The sequence below is a fragment of the Streptomyces sp. NPDC055749 genome (assembly GCF_053617235.1).
Genome location: NZ_JBSHFH010000088.1, coordinates 1 through 18641, shown reverse-complemented (window position 1 = coordinate 18641; position 18641 = coordinate 1). Strand labels below are relative to the sequence as shown.

Annotated in this window: 12 protein-coding genes; 5 read left to right on the top strand and 7 right to left on the bottom strand. The window is 71.3% G+C overall.

Annotation, left to right across the window (positions count from 1 at the left end):
• Positions 1-45: 45 nt before the first annotated feature.
• A complete protein-coding gene (gene guaA, locus ACWGO0_RS35785; protein ID WP_453544407.1) occupies positions 46-1638 on the bottom strand; it encodes a glutamine-hydrolyzing GMP synthase in 1593 nt (530 codons plus the stop codon).
• A gap of 322 nt (positions 1639-1960) precedes the next feature.
• Between guaA and ACWGO0_RS35780 the strand changes: the two genes are divergently transcribed.
• Positions 1961-2263 (top strand): chorismate mutase, encoded by a 303-nt coding sequence (locus tag ACWGO0_RS35780; protein WP_453544405.1) that lies wholly within the window; start codon positions 1961-1963, stop codon positions 2261-2263.
• 565 nt (positions 2264-2828) lie between these two features.
• Positions 2829-3851 carry an LAETG motif-containing sortase-dependent surface protein gene (locus ACWGO0_RS35775; protein ID WP_453544403.1) on the top strand — a complete coding sequence of 341 codons (1023 nt, stop codon included), beginning with the start codon at positions 2829-2831 and terminating at the stop codon, positions 3849-3851.
• Positions 3852-3918: 67 nt separating this feature from the next.
• Here ACWGO0_RS35775 and ACWGO0_RS35770 read toward each other — a convergent pair whose 3' ends face one another.
• From ACWGO0_RS35770 to ACWGO0_RS35750, 5 genes are all read right to left on the bottom strand, one after another.
• Positions 3919-5748: a GMC oxidoreductase gene (locus tag ACWGO0_RS35770; RefSeq protein ID WP_453544401.1), complete on the bottom strand. Its 1830-nt coding sequence runs from the start codon at positions 5746-5748 to the stop codon at positions 3919-3921.
• A 52-nt stretch (positions 5749-5800) separates the two neighbouring features.
• Positions 5801-7429 carry a succinic semialdehyde dehydrogenase gene (locus ACWGO0_RS35765; RefSeq protein WP_453544399.1) on the bottom strand — a complete coding sequence of 543 codons (1629 nt, stop codon included), beginning with the start codon at positions 7427-7429 and terminating at the stop codon, positions 5801-5803.
• 145 nt (positions 7430-7574) lie between these two features.
• Positions 7575-9194, bottom strand: a complete 1620-nt coding sequence (locus ACWGO0_RS35760) for a serine/threonine-protein kinase (RefSeq protein ID WP_453544397.1) — start codon at positions 9192-9194, stop codon at positions 7575-7577.
• A gap of 123 nt (positions 9195-9317) precedes the next feature.
• Complete coding sequence (locus ACWGO0_RS35755; protein ID WP_453544395.1) at positions 9318-12047, bottom strand: protein kinase; 2730 nt, start codon at positions 12045-12047, stop codon at positions 9318-9320.
• A gap of 181 nt (positions 12048-12228) precedes the next feature.
• Positions 12229-14157 (bottom strand): protein kinase domain-containing protein, encoded by a 1929-nt coding sequence (locus ACWGO0_RS35750; protein ID WP_453544393.1) that lies wholly within the window; start codon positions 14155-14157, stop codon positions 12229-12231.
• A gap of 40 nt (positions 14158-14197) precedes the next feature.
• Between ACWGO0_RS35750 and ACWGO0_RS35745 the strand changes: the two genes are divergently transcribed.
• Positions 14198-14440 carry a hypothetical protein gene (locus ACWGO0_RS35745; RefSeq protein ID WP_453544391.1) on the top strand — a complete coding sequence of 81 codons (243 nt, stop codon included), beginning with the start codon at positions 14198-14200 and terminating at the stop codon, positions 14438-14440.
• Positions 14441-14636: 196 nt separating this feature from the next.
• On the opposite strand, the gene ACWGO0_RS35740 is transcribed toward ACWGO0_RS35745, so the two are convergent.
• Positions 14637-16343, bottom strand: coding sequence for a glycerol-3-phosphate dehydrogenase/oxidase (locus ACWGO0_RS35740; RefSeq protein WP_453544409.1), 1707 nt, complete (start codon positions 16341-16343; stop codon positions 14637-14639).
• A gap of 247 nt (positions 16344-16590) precedes the next feature.
• On the opposite strand from ACWGO0_RS35740, the gene ACWGO0_RS35735 reads away from it, so the two are divergent.
• Both ACWGO0_RS35735 and ACWGO0_RS35730 read left to right on the top strand, forming a co-directional pair.
• A complete protein-coding gene (locus ACWGO0_RS35735) occupies positions 16591-17853 on the top strand; it encodes a nucleotide sugar dehydrogenase (protein ID WP_453544389.1) in 1263 nt (420 codons plus the stop codon).
• A 119-nt stretch (positions 17854-17972) separates the two neighbouring features.
• Positions 17973-18593, top strand: coding sequence for a hypothetical protein (locus ACWGO0_RS35730; protein WP_453544387.1), 621 nt, complete (start codon positions 17973-17975; stop codon positions 18591-18593).
• Positions 18594-18641: the final 48 nt, after the last annotated feature.

The window sequence follows — 18641 nt, the reverse complement described above, 5'->3', positions numbered from 1 at the left end:
GCCTCCGGGGAGGGCGGCGGCGTCGGCCATCGGGTCCGGGTGGGACTACTCCCACTCGATGGTGCCCGGCGGCTTGCTCGTCACGTCGAGGACGACGCGGTTGACGTCGGCGACCTCGTTGGTGATGCGGGTGGAGATCTTCGCCAGCGTCTCGTACGGCAGACGCGACCAGTCGGCCGTCATGGCGTCCTCGGACGAGACCGGGCGCAGGACGATCGGGTGGCCGTACGTACGGCCGTCACCCTGGACGCCTACGCTGCGCACGTCCGCGAGGAGGACCACCGGGCACTGCCAGATGTCACGGTCCAGGCCGGCCGCGGTCAGCTCCTCGCGGGCGATGGCGTCGGCCTCGCGCAGCAGGTCGAGCCGGTCCTTGGTGACCTCGCCGACGATCCGGATACCGAGACCGGGGCCGGGGAACGGCTGGCGCTGGACGATCTCCTCCGGCAGGCCGAGCTCCTGGCCGACCATCCGGACCTCGTCCTTGAACAGCTGGCGCAGCGGCTCGACGAGCTGGAACTCGATGTCCTCGGGCAGCCCGCCCACGTTGTGGTGGGACTTGATGTTGGCGGTTCCGGTGCCGCCGCCGGACTCGACGACGTCCGGGTAGAGCGTGCCCTGGACGAGGAACGCGACGTCCTCACCGCCCGCGGCCTCCGCCACGATCTCGGCCTGGGCCTGCTCGAAGACACGGATGAACTCGCGGCCGATGATCTTCCGCTTCTGCTCCGGGTCCGAGACACCGGCCAGCGCGTTCAGGAAGCGGTCCGCCGCGTCGACGACCTTCAGCTGGACGCCGGTGGCGGCCACGAAGTCCTTCTCGACCTGCTCGGTCTCGCCCTTGCGCATCAGACCGTGGTCGACGTACACACAGGTCAGCTGCGAGCCGATGGCCTTCTGCACGAGGGCCGCGGCGACCGCGGAGTCCACGCCGCCGGAGAGGCCGCAGATGGCGCGCTTGGTGCCGACCTGCTCGCGGATCAGGGCGATCTGCTCCTCGACGACGTTGGTGGTCGTCCAGTTCGGCTCGATGCCGGCGCCGCGGTAGAGGAAGTGCTCCAGGACCTGCTGGCCGTGCGTGGAGTGCAGGACCTCCGGGTGGTACTGGACGCCGTACAGCTTCTTCTCGTCGTTCTCGAAGGCGGCGACCGGTACGACGTCGGTGGACGCGGTGACGGTGAAGCCCTCGGGGGCTGCGGAGCAGGCGTCGCCGTGCGACATCCACACCGGCTGCTCGGCGGGCGTGCCCTCGAAGAGCGTGGAGCCGGCCTTGGAGACGGTGAGCGCGGTACGGCCGTACTCACGGGCACCGTTGTCGTCGACGGTGCCGCCGAGCGTGGTGGCCATCAGCTGGAAGCCGTAACACATACCGAAGACGGGGACCCCGGCCTCGAACAGCGCACGGTCCAGGGTGGGCGCCCCCTCCGCGTACACCGAGGACGGGCCGCCGGACAGGATGATCGCGCGCGGGTTCTTGGCCAGCATCTCGGCCACCGGCATCGTGGACGGGACGATCTCGCTGTAGACCCGCGCCTCACGGACACGGCGGGCGATGAGCTGGGCGTACTGCGCGCCGAAGTCGACAACGAGAACCACGTCGGTGGTGGTGTCGGGGGCGGCGGGGGGTGCTGCTGGCACGGGGCGGCCTTCCGGCGGTGGAGAGGGGGTCGGTATTTGTCGATTCTACCGGCCGTGGAACGCCCTCTCCCCGCCCGCCGTCTCACCATCCGGGCCCGGCTTTGTCCCGGCCGCGGGGGACGGGCCATACTGGGCGCCATGCGTCAGCACACGACCTTCGTCTTTACCTATGGCACCCGGCCCGCCGGCTGCCATGGTCGTGCTGCTTGAGCTACTGACAAGCAACGTTCCAGGCGCCCCGGGCCAACAGGCCCGGGGCGTTCTGGCGTTCCGGGCCCGTAGCTCCGGGGGGCCGCACCCCCACCGGACCAGGAGTCACACCATGAGCAGCACCGCACCCACGAAGACGGCCACCGAGCAGACCGGTGCGCACACCGAAGAGGCCGCCTCGCTGATCGGCGACGCCCGCGACCGCATCGACATGCTCGACGACCGGATCATCGGTCTCGTCCAGGAACGGATGGCCGTCTCGGCGGTCATCCAGGAGGCCCGGATCACCTCCGGCGGCCGGCGCGTGAATCTCTCCCGCGAGATGGACGTCCTCGGCCACTACAGGGAGGCGCTCGGAAAGCCGGGCACCTCGCTCGCCATGACGCTGCTGGAGCTGTGCCGCGGCCGGGTGTGACGTACGGGGAGGCTGTACGGCCGTATCCGCGTTCGGGCCGGGTCTCACCCGTACGGCGCGTGACCGGTGGCACACCGGCTTCGTTGGTCCGGGTGTCCGTGCCAACCAGGGGCGGCATCGGTAGAAAACCACGCGTGGCTTCGCCGGGGTGTGTGACGTACTGCAGGTACGTCGTGGGACCGCATCCCGGCGCGCGTGACCGGTCGGCAGGGGACAGCAGCCCGGTCACCCCAAGTGCGGTCGGTCTCGGGGACGCCCGAGCCGGCCGCATCCGGTTTCGAAACGGTTGCGCAGACCGCAGCCCCACGAGCACGATCCGCTCCGCACGTCCCGCATCTCCCCCACAGATCTGACAGCCGAGGGCCCCTGGACCGCTTCACGGTCACGGGGCCCTGCTTCAGTTCTGCGTCCGGTCGGCGCCGTTCGAAGCGTTGCCCCGAGCAAGATCACGGATTGGGAACGGCGAAACGAACATAAGGATTCTGTGAGTGCGGACGGCAACCATCGCGTGGTGTTCCTGGTCATGCATGCGCACACAACATTTCCCGACCCCTGAAGGCCCCCGATGAAGCTCCGCCGCACGCTGGCACTCGCTGCCGCCACCGCCGTCATAGCCCCTGCCGTCATCCTGACGGCCCCGGCCGCCTTCGCGGACACGGTCCCGGTTCCCACGGCGACGACCGACTCCCCGGCACCCACCGACACCACGTCGCCGTCGACGGGGACGACGACCGAGCCCGCCGCGGAGTCCCCGTCCGCGACGACGGACACGACCCCCTCGGTGACGCCCTCCGAGACCGAGGAAGCGGGCGCCGCCGTCGCCCCCGCCTCCCCCACCGCCTCGGAGTCGGAGACCGCGACGCCGACGCCGACGCCCACCGCCACCGAGTCCGAGCTCCCCGAGGAGCCGGTCGAGGAGGAGGTCCTGGAGTGCGAGCCGCGCCCGCTGGAACTCGCCATCAACGGCCTCTCCGGCTCGATCGTCCGGGGCAGCGGCTGGCACTCGTTCAAGTTCAACGTCTACAACGACTCGGAGACCACGGTGAAGAACGTCATGTTCTTCGCGGGCGCCGCGGCAGACAACGAGGGCCAGAAGCTCTTCAGCTCGCAGCAGGTCCAGCTCCAGGCGCTCAACGAGGAGACGGGCAGCTGGGAGAACCTGAGCGAGGGGGGCACCGCCTCCGGCTACGTCGGTGCGACCGACGAGATCAAGCCCGGCTACGAGATCGACATCCCCCTGCGGATCAAGGTGAAGGCGAGCGCCCCGGTGGGCGTCGGCTTCAGCCTCGGCGGCGGGCTCGTCTTCGGCGAGGAGATGGAGCCGTGCTTCTCCGACGTCGCGTACAAGTTCAAGATCGTCGAGTCCGGTGACGAGGACGGCGCGAAGCCCCAGGAGGGCGGCAAGGTCCCGCTCCCGGCGGAGAAGCCGGCCGACGCCGACACCGCCGAGGTCACGGGCAGCCTCGCCGAGACCGGTTCCTCGTCCTCGACGACGGTGTTCGCCCTCGTGGGCGGCGCGGCCGTGGTGCTCGGTGCGGGCGCGATGTTCCTCGTGCGTCGCCGCAAGAACGCTGACACCGCCGAGTAGGGCGCGTCAGCTGTAGACGGTGAGGGGCTGCACTCGGAGGGGGGTGCAGCCCCTTTCCGCTGTGCGGCTACCGCTTCGCCTTCGGCGGTACCGCGGGCATCCCGAGGAACGGCAGCTTCAGCGCTCCGAACGCCTCCTTCGGTACCGCAGGTGTCAGCGGCTCGACCGCCGACAGCCGCTGATACGCCTCGCCCTGCGCCGGACGCGGGTCGATGTCGCCCTTGTTGGGCCAGAAGGACATGGCGCGCTCCGCCTGCGCGGTGATGGTCAGCGACGGGTTGACGCCGAGGTTCGCGGAGACCGCCGAGCCGTCGACGACCGAGATCCCCGGGTGGCCGTACAGCCGGTGGTACGGGTCGATGACCCCGCTCCCGGCATCCGCGCCGATCGGGCAGCCGCCCAGGAAGTGGGCGGTGAGCGGGGTGCCCATCAGCTCGCCGATGTTCGAACCGGCGAAGCCGTTGATCTCCTCGGCGAGCAGCGTCGCGCCGCGCGTCGCCTCCTCGATCTGCGTGGGGTTGGGTGCGCCGTGCCCCTGCCGTGCGGTGAGCAGACCCTTTCCAATGCCGCCCGGCTTGCGGTACGTCGTCAGGGAGTTGTCCAGCGACTGCATGACCAGACCGATGATGGTCCGCTCCGACCAGCGGCGGTTGGAGAGGGAACGTGCGGCCAGCAGGGGATGCCTGACCATGCTGCCCGCCCAGCGCAGGACCCGCCGGCTGCCGTACGGCACCTGGAGGATGGTCAGCGCGCCCATGGCGTTGGAGCCCTTGCCGTAACGGACCGGCTCGATGTGGGTGTTCTCGTCGGGGTGGATCGACGAGGTGATGGCGACGCCCTGCGAGAAGTCGGCCTTCGCGGCGCCGTGCTTCTTGCGGTACCTGCGGTCGCTGGTCTGCGAGCCGACGAGGCCCTCGGAGTTGGTACGGGTCAGCTCGCCGAGCCGGGACGAGAGCCGGGGCAGCAGCCCCTGGTCCTTCATCGTGTGCAGAAGGGTCTGCGTGCCGTACGTCCCCGCCGCCACGATCACCTTCCGGGCACGCAGCCGGGTGGGTTCCGCCTTCCTGCGGCGGGACGTGGGAACGGTCGAGACCCGGTAGCCGCCGTCCGGGTCGTCCGTGACGGCGACGACGGACGTCATCGGGTGGATGACGGCCCCGCCCTTCTCGGCCAGATGCAGATAGTTCTCGTTGAGGGTGTTCTTCGCACCGTGGCGGCATCCCGTCATGCACTCGCCGCACTCGGTGCACGCCTTGCGGTCGGGGCCCGCGCCGCCGAAGTACGGGTCGGCGACCGTGCCTCCCGGCTGCGCCTTCGCCGTACCGTCGGCGTCCTCACCGTCACCGAAGAAGACACCCACCGGGGCGAGATGGAAGGTGTCGCCGACGCCCATGGCCTGGGCGACCGCCTTCAGATGCACGTCCGAGGGGGTCGTGGTCGGGTTGAGCCGCACCCCCAGCATCCGCTTGGCCTGGTCGTAGTACGGCTTCAGCTCCTCCTGCCAGTCGGTGATGTCCGCCCACTGGCGGTCCTGGAAGAACGGGGCCGGCGGAACGTACAGCGTGTTCGCGTAGTTGAGCGAACCGCCACCGACACCCGCCCCGGCCAGCACCATCACGTTGCCGAGCAGATGGACGCGCTGGATACCGAAGAGGCCGAGGGCGGGGGCCCACAGGAAGTTCTTGATGTCCCAGGAGTTCTTGGGGAGGGTCGCGGGGGTGAAGCGGCGGCCCGCCTCCAGGATCCCGACCCGGTACCCCTTCTCGGTCAGCCGCAGCGCCGACACGGCGCCGCCGAAACCGGAACCGACGATCAGGACGTCGTAGTCGTACGCGGCGTCGTCGTCGGCCGCACCGGCGGACACGGACTGTTTCTGGGCAGCACTGTCCTGGGACATGGCTCTCCTCGGTACGGGTCGGTACGAATAGAGGGTCCGGCAATGGGGGCGCTCAGCGCAGGCGGAACGCCTTCATCGCCTTCAGGCTCACGCTCATGAAGGCCGCGTGCTTCTCGTCGGACATCCCGAAGGACGGCGCGAGCGGGATCAGGCGCTGCTGGGCGACGGTCTGGGCCTCGGTGTACTTGAGGATGCCCTCGGAGCCGTGGCGCCGGCCGAGCCCGGAGTCCTTCATGCCGCCCATCGGGGACTGCACGCTGCCGTAGGCGGGCGCGTACCCCTCGTTGATGTTGACGGTGCCGGTCCGCAGCCGGGCCGCGACCTGGTGGCCGCGCTTGCCGTCCTTGGTCCATACGCTGGAGTTGAGGCCGTACGGGGTCGCGTTGGCGAGCGCGACGACCTCGTCCTCGTCGCTGAACCGGTAGATGGAGACGACCGGTCCGAAGGTCTCCTCGCCGCAGACGGCCATCGGCGCCTGGACACCGTCGAGGATGGTCGGCTCGTAGAAGAGCGGGCCGATGTCGGGACGGGCGACGCCGCCCGCGACGAGCGTGGCGCCCTTCTCGACGGCTTCGGCGACGTGCCGGGTCACGGTCTCCAGCTGGCGTTCGCCGACGAGCGAACCCATGTCGGCGCCGTACGCGAGGGAGTTGCCCAGCCGCATGGCCTTCGTACGCGCGGCGAACCGCTGCACGAAGTCGTCGGCGACGGACTCGTGGACGTACAGGCGCTCGATGGAGATGCAGAGCTGGCCGGCGGAGGAGAAGCAGGCACGGACCGCGCCCGCCGCCGCCTTCTCCACGTCCGCGTCCTTCAGGACGAGCATGGCGTTCTTGCCGCCGAGTTCCAGCGAGACCCCGACGAGGCGGGCGGCTGCGCCCTGGGCGACCTGGCGTCCCGTACCGGTCGAGCCGGTGAACGAGACGTAGTCGGCGTGCTTGACGACCTCGGGGCCGACGACGGGACCTTCCCCGAGCACCACCTGGAACACCTCGGCGGGCAGTCCGGCCTCGATGAGCAGGTCACGGGCCCACAGGGCGGTCAGCGCGGTCTCCGTGTCGGGCTTCATCACGACGGCGTTGCCGGAGACGAACGCGGGAAGGGCGTCGCCCACGGACAGCTCGAACGGGTAGTTCCAGGGGGCGATCTGACCGATCACACCACGGGGCTGACGCAGCTCGGTCACCTTGGTCAGGGTCGGGATGACACCGGTGTGGCGCTTCGGCTTGAGGTACGCGGACGCCCTGCGGCCGTAGTGCCGGGCGGCGACGGCGACCGCCTGGACCTCTTCGTGTGCGTGCAGCCTGGCCTTGCCGGTCTCCAGCTGGATGAGGTCGAGGACCTCGGCCTGGCGCTCCAGGACGAGATCGTGGAAGCGCAGAAGCACCGCCGCCCTCCTGCGTACGGGCGTCGCGGCCCACGCGGGCTGGGCGGCACGGGCCCGCTGGTAGGCGGTCGCCACGTCCTCGGGAGTGGACTCGGGCAGGTCGGCCAGCTTCTCCCCGGTGAAGGGAGTGTGGTTGGCGGTGCGGCCGGAACCGACGACGCCACGGGTCAGCTGGGCGATCACCTCGGGGGTGACCACGTCGGCGGCGGTGCGCACGCCCGCCGGGGCGGGGGCGACCGGGTTCGTGCCCAGGGAGGCGCCGGAGGTGGCCGTGGGTGCCTGCGAGTCCGTCATGAGGGCGAGAGTATGTCCAGCCGCACACTTTGGGTACCCGTCGGTAATAGGTTTTCACCATCCCCACAACAGCCCCGCGAGCGGACCGGCCACCGAGCCGACAACCGAGCCAGTGATCGCTGGCCACATAACCGCTGATCAGCGGCTATGTGGCCGGTGGCCGCCAGCTGCGCAGCATGGTGTCGAACTGCTCCCGGCTGGTCTGCCAGTCCTCCTCCGGAGCCGTCATGTAGATCGCGTACTCCGGGCCGGCGCTCTCCGCGTAATACATCATGTCGATCCCGTGGCGCGGGCCCGGGTGGTCCTTGGACTCGACCCAGGTGAACTCCCAGAGCGAGCCGGGACGGTCCCGGTAGATCTTCGACTGGAGGTTCAGCCGCTCGTATCCGGGCCGCCGCTTCTCAAGGTCCTTCTCAAGGTTCAGCGCGTGCAGGTACGGGGTCTCGAAGTCCGGTGCCGGATCGATGCTGATCCGGATGCGGTGCGCCCCGTTGTCCGGCGTGTAGTCGATCTGGTCGCCTTCCGTCTGCCGGTACCAGTCCTCCGGCACGAGGAGAGAGAAGCCCGCCGGGTCGACGGCCCGGCGCCAGCCCTCCGGCGTCTCATCGGCGGAGGGCTTCGGCTTCTTGGATTTCGGCGGCTCAGTGGTGGTATCGGTCCGCACGTCCGGGGAAGAGGTGCTGTCCGTACGCGAACCCTCCCCGCCGCCCCCGTACTTCATCGCCACGAACCCGGCCGCCGCACCGATGACGACGACGACTGCTGCGGCCACGAGCGCCTTGCGCCACCGGCTGCGGCTCGGGGCCGGCGGAGTGTCCCCGCGAACAGGGCGGGGAAGAGGGGCCCTCGAATCCTCCGGCACCGCGAGTCCCCGCAGGGCCTCGTCGGGAACCAGCTGGGTCGGTACGTACGCCTGCGCCGCCCGGGGCTCGCGGCCCTCCATGGCGTCGAGCAGCATGCGTTCCGCCTCGGCCGCCGTCGGCCGGTCCCCGGGCTCCTTGCGCAGGAGCGCGATGATCACGGGGCCCAGCACGCCCGCACGCCGGGGCGCGGGGGGCTCCTCGATGACGACGGCCTGCATGGTGGAGATGGGCGACGTACGGCGGAACGGCGAGCGCCCCTCGACCGCCGTGTAGAGCGTGGCCCCCAGGGACCAGAGGTCGGACGCGGGCCCCGGGTCGCCGCCCCGTACCCGTTCGGGCGCCAGATAGTCGATGGAGCCGACGAGTTCGCCGGTCCGGGTGATCGTGGAGTCGCCCTCGATCGCGGCGATCCCGAAGTCGGTGAGCAGCACCCGCCCGTCGCGGGCGAGCAGGACGTTGCCGGGCTTCACGTCGCGGTGCAGCACTCCGGCGCTGTGCGCGGCACGCAGGGCGCTCAGCACATGGAGGCCGATCCTGGCCGCCTCCCGGGGCTCGATCTCGCCGGACTCCTTGGCCGCGTCGGCGAGCGAGGGCCCGTCGACGTACTGCATGACGATCCAGGGGCGGTCGTCGTGCTCGATGACGTCGTGGACGGTGACGACACCGGGGTGGGTGATGCGGGCCGCCGCGCGCGCCTCCTTCTGCGTACGGGCGTGCAGCACGGCCCGGTCGGCCTCGGCCACGTACAGCCCGGCCGTGAGCTCCTTGACGGCCACCGTCCGGTGCAGCACCTCGTCGTGGGCGCGCCAGACCTTGCCCATGCCGCCCCGCCCGAGGACCTCACCGAGCCGGTAGCGCCCGGCCAGTACGGGTCCCGCGTCAGTGCCCTGCGAATGTTCCACGTGTGTCCCCGCCCCGTTCCTTCGGATGCCAGGTTACGGAGGGGACGCATGGCCATGGAACCTCGGACCGCTCACGAGACCGCACTGTGATGCATGTCGCCCGGCTTCAGCCGCGCAGCCCGTTCACGGTGCAACGCGGTAGGAGGCGATGGCCTGTTCGTAGATTTCGGTGACCCGGTCGCGCTCGTCCTCCGGGCCGATGACCTGGACCGTGTGGTAGCGGCCTTCGACGATCATCACGAGGTTGCGTACGTAGACCTCACGGCCGCCGGCCTCCTGCCAGGTGAACTGGCCCTCCGCCATGGCCTGTCGGCCGACGTCGACGCGGCGCAGCCCGGTCGATGACGACCAGCTGGATTCGCGGAACGGCTGGAGCTCGGGCTCCTTGTCGCGCTGGTAGTCGAGCGGGTCGCCGCCGTTCGCCTCGACCGTGTCCCGGCCCGGCACGACCAGGAGGGTGAACCCGTCGCTGCCGTAACGGATCTGACGGTCCGCGTTGGCCGGGCTGCGCTGCCATTCCTTGGGCGCACCGATCTCGAAGCCCTCCGCGTCCTTGCGCAGCGTGTAGCCGGGGGCGAGCGCGACGGCGGAGCGGCTGGTCTGCGGCTGCTGCGAACCGGCCGGGTCCGAGGCGTCGTCCGAAGGCGGCGCGCCGCCCGGCTCGCTCGGGGCGGCCGAACCGGACGGGCTGCCCTGGGGGTCGGTTCCCTCGCCGGGCTCGTTCTTGGGCATGAACATCAGGGCGTACGTGACGGCCGCGGCCATGGCGAGCAGGATGAGGACCAGCAGCAGACGTCCCAGCCGCCGGGGCGAGTGCCCGTCGTCCCGGCGGGGCGGTGGCGTGCGCAGCGCCTTGGGCCCCTTGGGCTCGCGGGGCATCCGTGGCTCGCGCTGCGGCTTCTCGTACTTCGGCTGCTCGTACTTCGGCTGCTCGTACTGCTGCTTCTCGCGCCGCGGCTTCTGCTTCGCCTGGCGGTGCCGTCCGTGCGCGGGCGCGCCCGACCGGCCGCGGCGCCTGCGGACCAGCTCGCCCCGGCGGCGTACGACGGGCAGCCTGGTGTCGTCGGGCGACGGCAGCGGTACGACATCGGTGCCCGCCTCGGGCTCGGGCGCCGAGCGGACGAGGGAGCGCAGCCAGCCGCGCAGCTCCTCGAAGTCCGGCCGCTCGGTGGGGTCCTGGCGCAGCAGGGACTCGACGACCGGGCGCAGCGCACCGCACTCCTCCGCGAAGGCGGGCGGTTCGCCGCACACCATCTGGACGAGTTCGGCCGCGTTCTCCTCGGGGTACGGGGCGTGGCCCTGGACGGCGCGGTAGAGGAGGGCGCCGAGGGCCCACAGGTCGGTGGACGGGCCGATGGGCGGCGCGAGCTGCCAGTTCTCGTGGACCGGGCCCGCCTGCTCGGGCGCCCAGCGTTCGGTGACGGCGCCGACGACCGCGATCCGGGCCTGGCGTGCGCGTTCGGCGGCGAGCGGTGTCGCGGGGCCGCGGTAGGCGGGGGTGTCACGGCTGCTGCCCGCGACGACCTCTTCCCAGCTGCCCGAGGGGGCCCGTGCGGGCACGGGCAGCGGCCGCCGGTCGCGGTGGTCCTGGGGGGCGGCGCCGCCGATGCGGCGGGAGTCGGCGCGCAGCGCGTCCTCACCGGAGCCGCCCGAGCCGCCCGCGGGTACGGGGCGCCCGGAGCCGGGGCCGTCGTCCCACGTACCTGCCAGATGCACGCGCCGGCCGGGCGGCTCGTTCCCGCCGCCCTCGCCCTCGTCGTCATCATCGTCATCGTCGAGGTCGTACGGGTCCTCGGCCGTGGGGCCCCAGGCGCCCGGCAGGAGCGGCCGTTCGGCGGGGGGCCGCTGGACCGGGAGGGCGTCCCGGCCGTCCTCGTAACCGGCCGCGGAGTCCTCGCCCTGGTCGCGCTCCTCGTTGACGCGGCCGGCGGCGCGGGCAGCACCCGCGCGGTAAGCGGCGATGGCTCCGCCGCGCGCGGCGCGCAGGTGGGCAGGGCTCCCGGCGCCGGGCTCGGCGACCGGGACGGCGGGGTGGGCGGGGCGGGGTACGAGCTCCTGGCCGTCGGCCCTCGGCGCAGCGGGGTGCCGCGGCGGGGCGAACGGCGAGTCCACCGGTGCGTCGAGCTCCGCGGGACCACGGGAGGCCGGGACCTCGGCGGCGGGCTCGGGCCGGTACGGTTCCGGCTCGTCAGGCGGCACGTACGGGCCGGTGGGACCGGACTCGACCGCCGGGGCCGCGTAGGCGTCCTCGTCCTCGAACTGTGGCGCCGGAACATACCCGCACAGCGCCTCCTCGGCCGCCCCGGCGGCCAGACCGGTCAGCACGACGCGGCCGTCGTCGCAGATCAGCACCGTCCGGACGGTGATGTTCCGGTGGGTCCAGCCGTGGGCGTGGAGCACCCGCAGAGCGGTCAGCACGTCGGAGCCGATCTCGGCGGCCCGGTACGGATTGAGCGGTCGCTCCGCGAGCAGGGCCGCCAGCGGGCGGGCCGCGACCAGTTCGCTCACGATCCAGAGCGATCCCGCCTCGGCGAACACGTCGAAGACCTGGTCGAGCCGGGGGTGATCGGGGACCTGCGCGGCGGCCTGGGCGGCCTCGATCGCGCGGCGCACGGCGGGGTCCGTCGACCGCCGTACCGTACGGCCCGCCGCGCGGGGGGCACGGAAGTCGCGGTCCCGGCCGTCGTCGAGCACTTCGGCGTCCACGACTTCCGGCAACGGCACCTGGCGGACCAGGACTTCCTGGCCGCTGTATGTGTCGAACGCCCGGGTCTCGACCAGTTCGTACTCATCGGACGGGGGCAGCGGAAGGCGGTAGCGGTCGGCAAGCACCCGACCCGCGTAGTCGTCCACGACGCCTCCCCAGAGCGCGCTGTCCCCCGGTCACCGAGATCGCATGAAGCCGTCAATTACGGTCACTTGCTGTGCAATTGACCCATCGTTCCGGCTGCGTACGGTCCTCGGCCTCTCACGATACGTGGCAAGTCGCCCCCGCGCGGCCGGGTCACCGCAACCCGGCCGTTCCTCCGTTCCCTCAGTCGAGCGGCTTGAAGGTGGCGAAAGCCGTCTCGCGGAGCGTCCGGCACTCCTTGCCGTTCCACTCGCTCGCCTTGCAGCTGACCATGATCGAGTAACCGTGCGTGGCGTCGACCTTGAAGCCCCGGTTCAGTATCCGGATGCGCTGGCCCTTCTGGTTGCGCTCGAACTTCCAGTCGGCGACGGTCGGATAGCCGTTGTACTTGACGGTGTCGATGCCGAGGTGCTTGTAGCCGTCACTGAGGGCCCTGGTGCCCGCCACGGCACCCGCCCACGCCGCGGCGGCGTCGTCCCGGGGCGAGCTGTTGTAGTCGACCTGGACGCGCGGGAAGCCTTCGTCGACGTTGTAGATGCCGCCCGAGTTACTGCCCGCTATGCCGGTGCGTCTGAAGTCCGCGGGCATCGCCATGGTGAAGTGGAACCGCGTGTCGGTGACCTTCTTGTATCCGGCGGGGAGCGCGGCCGGGTCCGGCTTATCGGTCTTCGGGTCGTCCGAAGGCTTCTCGGAAGGCTTGTCCGACGCCTTGCCGGTGCCCTGGCCCTGGCCGTTCTTTCCGTTCTCGTCCGTGCCGCTGCCCTTGTCCTTGCCGGAGGCGTCCGAGCCGCCCGTGGCTCCGGCCGACGCGGACTTGTCGCCCCCGGCCGAGCCGCCGCCCCGGTCGCCCTCATCGCCGCCGTCGAGGGTCAGCGCGAGGACGGTGCCGATCACGGCGAGCACCACGATGCCGGCGATGACAGCCATCGTGCGGCGCGGCACCACATCGGTGAGCGACGCGCGGGCCTGGGTGGTGGGCGAGCTCGCGGGACGCTGCGGCGGCACACCCGCCGTCGCGGGCGCGGCCTTGGCGTTCCGCACGGAACGCAGTGCGCCGCGCAGCCGCTCCCGGGCGCCGTCGCCGGAACTTCCGGCCGCGGCGGCCGATACCGAGGCGGTCTTGGCGGCCGGCTTCGGGACGGACTTCGACGGAGCCTTGGGCGTCCGCTTCGGCGCCGGCCCCGCGGTGTCGACGTTCGTGGGCAGGGCCATGACCTGGGTCGAGTCGGCCGGCGGCGGTACGGGCCGGTCCGGCTGCTCGGGAGCGTTGATCACGTCGTTGAGCAGGGCCCGCGCACCGGCGTCGTCGAGCCGCTGGTCGGGGTCCCTGGCCAGCAGGCCGTAGATGACCTCTTCCAGCGGGCCCGCGTTCTTGGGCGGGTCGAGCGGCTCGGTCATCACGGCCGTGAGGGTCGCGATCGCGGACCCCTTGTCGTAGGGCGGGCAGCCCTCGACGCTCGCGTACAGCAGTCCGCCGAGCGACCAGAGGTCGGCGGGCGGCCCCGGCTTGTGACCGCGGGCCCGTTCCGGCGAGATGTACGAGGGTGCGCCGACGAGCATGCCCGTCGAGGTGACGGAGGGGTCGCCCTCGACCTGCGCGATCCCGAAGTCGGTCAGTACGACGCGGCCGTCCTCGGAGATCAGCACGTTGGACGGCTTCACATCGCGGTGCAGGATGCCCTCGCGGTGCGCCTGGCGCAGCACGTCGAGGATGGCGAGACCCACCTCGGCGGCACGCCTCGGCGTCAGCGTCCCGTCCTCCTTGATCGCCTCGGCGAGCGACTTGCCCTCGATGAGCTCCATGACGATCCACGGCCGGTCGTCCTCGTCGACGACGTCGTAGACAGTGACCGCGCCGTTGTTGCGGATCCTGGCGATCGCCTTCGCCTCACGCAGCGTGCGCGTGATCAGCCGGCGCTTCTCGTCCTCGTCGATGGCCGAGGGGAACCGCAGTTCCTTGACCGCCACCGTGCGGCCCAGCGTCTCGTCGGCAGCGCGCCAGACCGTGCCCATGCCGCCCCGGCCGAGCACCTCCCCGAGCCGGTAGCGCCCCGCGAGAAGACGGCCTTCCTTGTCCCGTTGGGGCTCCCGTGCCTGCTCCGCCTCCGACATGCGTCCCCTCTGCTATCAACCCGCCCTGGCAGAGCGTTCATTGTCCCTCACCCCGGGACCGGTCCTGGTGCCGGGTCCGGCGCTGCTCGTCGCCCGTCTCGTACCGAGTCCGCTCGGACTTGGAACGGCGAGCCCGCCCAGCGAACCACACCCGGCCCCCGCAGCCTGCTACCTCCCCCAGCCCGTCGTCCAGGGCGACGCCCCCGCGACGGCCCTTCCGTCGCTCAACAGCGCCTACCCTCCATACGACTTCTACTCCTCGGTCTACTCAGGTCAGACCTAGGGCCTTTCGTTTGGATCAGGCCGGATCAGGGAGCGGGGTCTGGTGCGTGCAGCTGCAAGGCGGAGGATTGAGGCAACGCGATGGGGCCTCCCCTGCTCGAGCGAAGCCGAGAGCTCGGGGAAGTTGGTGATTGACGACAACGCCGCAGATGCGCGTGCCAGACCCCGCGAGCCCGGCATGATCCAAACGAAAGGCCCTAGATCGGCACGATGTCCGGCGCCCCCAGCCGTGCCGCGTCGGCCGTCTGGTCGTCCGGCTGACGCTGCGACTCGCGTTCCGCCTCCACCCGCTTCTCGTAGTGCTCGACCTCCCGGTCGACCTGGCCGGCGTCCCAGCCGAGCACCGGCGCCATCAGCTCCGCGCAGAGCCGTGCGCTGCGGGTGCCGCGGTCGAAGGTCTCGATGGAGATCCGGGTGCGCCGCGTCAGTACGTCGTCGAGGTGGCGCGCCCCCTCGTGCGAGGCGGCGTAGACGATCTCCGCACGCAGGTAGTCGTCCGCGGCCGGCAGCGGTTCGCCCAGCGAAGGGTCGGCCGCGATCAGGTCGAGGAGTTCCTCCGTCAGTGAGCCGTAGCGGTTGAGCAGATGCTCCAGCCGGGCGACATGCAGTCCGGTCCTGGCGGCGATCCTGGCCCGCGCGTTCCACAGGGCCCGGTACCCCTCGGCACCCAGCAGCGGAATGTCCTCGGTGACACAGGCCGCCACCCGCTGGTCGAGGGCGTGCACGGCCTCGTCCACCGCGTCCTTCGCCATCACGCGGTACGTCGTGTACTTGCCGCCCGCGACCACGACGAGCCCCGGGAGGGGGTGCGCCACCGTGTGCTCGCGCGACAGCTTGCTCGTCGCGTCCGACTCCCCGGCCAGCAGGGGACGCAGCCCCGCGTAGACGCCCTGCACATCGTCCCTGGTCAGGGGCGTGGCCAGGACGGAGTTCACATGTTCGAGCAGATAGTCGATGTCGGCGCTGGAGGCCGCGGGGTGCGCCTTGTCCAGGTCCCAGTCGGTGTCCGTCGTGCCGACGATCCAGTGCCGGCCCCAGGGGATCACGAACAGCACGGACTTCTCGGTCCGCAGGATCAGCCCGGTCGAGGAGTGGATGCGGTCCTTCGGAACGACCAGGTGGATGCCCTTGGACGCGCGGACGTGGAACTGGCCGCGCTCGCCGATCAGCGCCTGGGTGTCGTCCGTCCACACCCCGGTCGCGTTCACCACCTGTTTGGCCCTGACCTCGTAGACGCCACCGGCCTCGACGTCCTCCACCCGGGCCCCGACGACCCGTTCACCCTCACGGAGGAATCCGATGACCCGCGCCCGGTTGGCGACATGCGTGCCGTAGATCGCGGCGGTGCGCACCAGCGTGGCCACGAAGCGGGCGTCGTCCATCTGCGCGTCGTAATACTGCAACGCCCCGACCAGGGCGTCCCTCTTCAGAGCGGGCGCGACCCGGAGGGCCTGGCGGCGGGAGAGGTGCCGGTGGGCGGGCAGCCCGCGGCCGTGCCCCGAGGACACGGACATCGCGTCGTAGAGGGCGACGCCGGAGCCGGCGTAGAACCGCTCCCAGCCCTTGTGCTGCAAGGGATAGAGGAAGGGCACCGGCTTCACCAGGTGCGGCGCCAGCCGTTCCAGCAGCAGCCCGCGCTCCTTCAGCGCCTCCCGCACGAGCGCGAAGTCGAGCATCTCCAGATAGCGCAGTCCGCCGTGGATCAGCTTGCTCGACCTGCTCGACGTGCCGGACGCCCAGTCGCGCGCTTCGACCAGACCGGTCGAGAGCCCTCTGGTGGCCGCGTCCAGCGCGGTCCCGGCGCCGACCACGCCCGCCCCCACGACCAGCACGTCCAACTCGCGCTCGGCCATCGCGGCGAGCGCCTCGGTGCGCTCGGCGGGTCCCAGTGTCGCTGTCCTCACTGCTGCCTCCCGGTAGATCGGGGTGTCCGGCACGGTGCTGCGGACCGGCGCGGGGGGCCGGCCACGTGTGCCCACGAGTCGATTCTGTCCGCGGACCGCGACTTCAGCCACCGCCTGTGGACAACACCCCGACGACTGGAGTCACACAATGCGACATATAGGTCATATTTACGCTTAGTCTGACATTGCGCTGTCCCCAGCGGTTGCGCTTTCTGGCCTCATGGTCTTAGGGAAGGACGACCACCACATGCCCGCAGACCTCGCCGTCATCGGACTCGGTCACCTCGGCCTGCCCCTCGCCCAAGCCGCCGTGGCCGCGGGCATCCAGACCGTCGGATACGACACCGATCCCCGCCCGTTCACCGAACTCTCCGCAGGCCGCAGCCCCGTCGAGGGTTCGCTCACGGCCTCCGACATCCGCCGGATGCTCTCCGGAGGCTTCCGGCCCACCACCAATCCGGCCGAACTGGGCCGGGTCCGTACCGCCGTCATCTGCGCCCCCACCCCCCTCGGCGCGGACCGCACCCTCGACCTCGGCGCCCTCGGCGACGCGGCCCGCGCGCTCGCCGCCCGGCTGCGCCCGCACACCACCGTGCTCCTCGAATCGACCGTGCCCCCCGGCACCACCGAGAACTTCCTGCGGCCCCTGCTGGAAGAGGGCTCCGGGCTGCGCGCCGGACGCGACTTCCACCTCGCCTGCTCTCCCAGCCGCCTCGACCCGGGCAGCCGCACCCACGTCTACGCCAACACCCCCAAGGTGATCGGCGGACTCACCCCCGCCTGCACCGAGTCGGCCGCGGCGTTCTACGGCAGGCTCACCGACAAGGTCGTCCGCGCCCGCGGCCCTCGCGAGGCGGAGATGACCAAGGTCCTGGAGACCAACTTCCGGCATGTCAACATCGCACTGGTCAACGAGATGGCGGTGCTCTGCCATGACCTCGGCGTCGACCTCTGGGACGTCATCCGGTGCGCCGAGACCAAGCCCTTCGGCTTCCAGCCCTTCCGCCCCGGCCCCGGCGTCGGCGGCCACGGCGCACCGGTGGACCCCGGCTGTCTCCCGTACAACAGCCGCACCCCGGGGCACCCGTTGCGCATGGTCTCGCTCGCCCAGGAGATCAACGACCGGATGCCTCAGTACGTGATCCAGCGCTGCGCCACCCTCCTCAACGAGCACGGCAAGTCCGTCCGGGGCGCCCGCGTACTGCTCCTCGGTGTCACGTACAAGCCGGACCTCGCCGACCAGGAGGCGTCCCCCGCCCGGGAGATCGCGAGCCGGCTGATGGACATGGGCGCCCAGATCGGCTACCACGACCCGCACGTCCTGGACTGGCGCGTACGCGAACTGCCCGTCCCGCGCGCGGACTCGCTCTACGAGGCCGCGGCCAGCGCCGACCTGACGGTGCTCCTCCAGCACCACCGCACGTACGACCTCCAGGGCCTCGCGGTGAAGGCCCAACTCCTCCTGGACACCCGGGGAGCCACCCCGGCGGGGGCCGCGCACCGGCTGTGAGAACGGCCCACCGGCCAATCCCCGCAAGGGATTCCGGTGGGCGATGTCCGAGCGGACTGCTAGCCTGCGGCGTCACTTCTCGCACAGCCGTGCGCATCCGTCCCAGGGGGAAATCCACCATGAGCCAGCCCGTGCCGCCGAACCAGCCGCAGCAGCCCTACGGCGGCCAGCCCACCGACGGCAACCCGTACGCCGCCCAGCAGCCGGCTCAGCCCGGCGCCCCGACCGGCAACCCGTACGGTGCGCAGGCTCAGCCCGGTGCGCCGACGGGCAACCCCTTCGCAGGTCAGCAGCCCGGCCAGTTCGGCGGCGGCGCCCCGTTCGCCCCGGCGCCCCCGGCCCGCAACAACCTCGGTCTCGGCATCCTGACCGCGCTCGGCGCGGCCGTCGTCGCGGCCATCCTCTACGGCGTCATCGCCGGCTCCATCGAGCGCGAGGTCGGGTACGCGGCGGTCGGCGTCGGCTTCCTGGTCGGCTTCGCGGCGGCGAAGGTCGGCGGCAGCAACCCGGCCGTGATCGGCGCCGGCGCCGTCTTCTCCCTGGGCGCCGTCTACCTCGGCCAGATCATCGCCATATCGATGATCTGGGCGGAGGCTTCCGGCATGTCGTTCTCCGGCGTCTTCTTCGACCACTTCAGCGACATCTCCAAGGTCTGGAAGGAAGAGGCCGACTTCATGACGTACCTCTTCCTCGCCCTCGGCCCGATCGCCGCGATCGGTGGCGCCCGCAAGGCCGACTAGTCGCCACGCGGTACGCATGACGGAGGGCCCGGACCACATCTGTGGTCC

Bases quoted from the DNA above. Each gene is read 5' to 3' on its own strand.
- ACWGO0_RS35780 (WP_453544405.1), top strand. From the start codon at position 1,961: ATGAGCAGCACCGCACCCACGAAGACGGCCACCGAGCAGACCGGTGCG.
- ACWGO0_RS35775 (WP_453544403.1), top strand. From the start codon at position 2,829: ATGAAGCTCCGCCGCACGCTGGCACTCGCTGCCGCCACCGCCGTCATA.
- ACWGO0_RS35770 (WP_453544401.1), bottom strand. From the start codon at position 5,748: ATGTCCCAGGACAGTGCTGCCCAGAAACAGTCCGTGTCCGCCGGTGCG.
- ACWGO0_RS35765 (WP_453544399.1), bottom strand. From the start codon at position 7,429: ATGACGGACTCGCAGGCACCCACGGCCACCTCCGGCGCCTCCCTGGGC.
- ACWGO0_RS35750 (WP_453544393.1), bottom strand. From the start codon at position 14,157: ATGTCGGAGGCGGAGCAGGCACGGGAGCCCCAACGGGACAAGGAAGGC.
- ACWGO0_RS35735 (WP_453544389.1), top strand. From the start codon at position 16,591: ATGCCCGCAGACCTCGCCGTCATCGGACTCGGTCACCTCGGCCTGCCC.
- ACWGO0_RS35730 (WP_453544387.1), top strand. From the start codon at position 17,973: ATGAGCCAGCCCGTGCCGCCGAACCAGCCGCAGCAGCCCTACGGCGGC.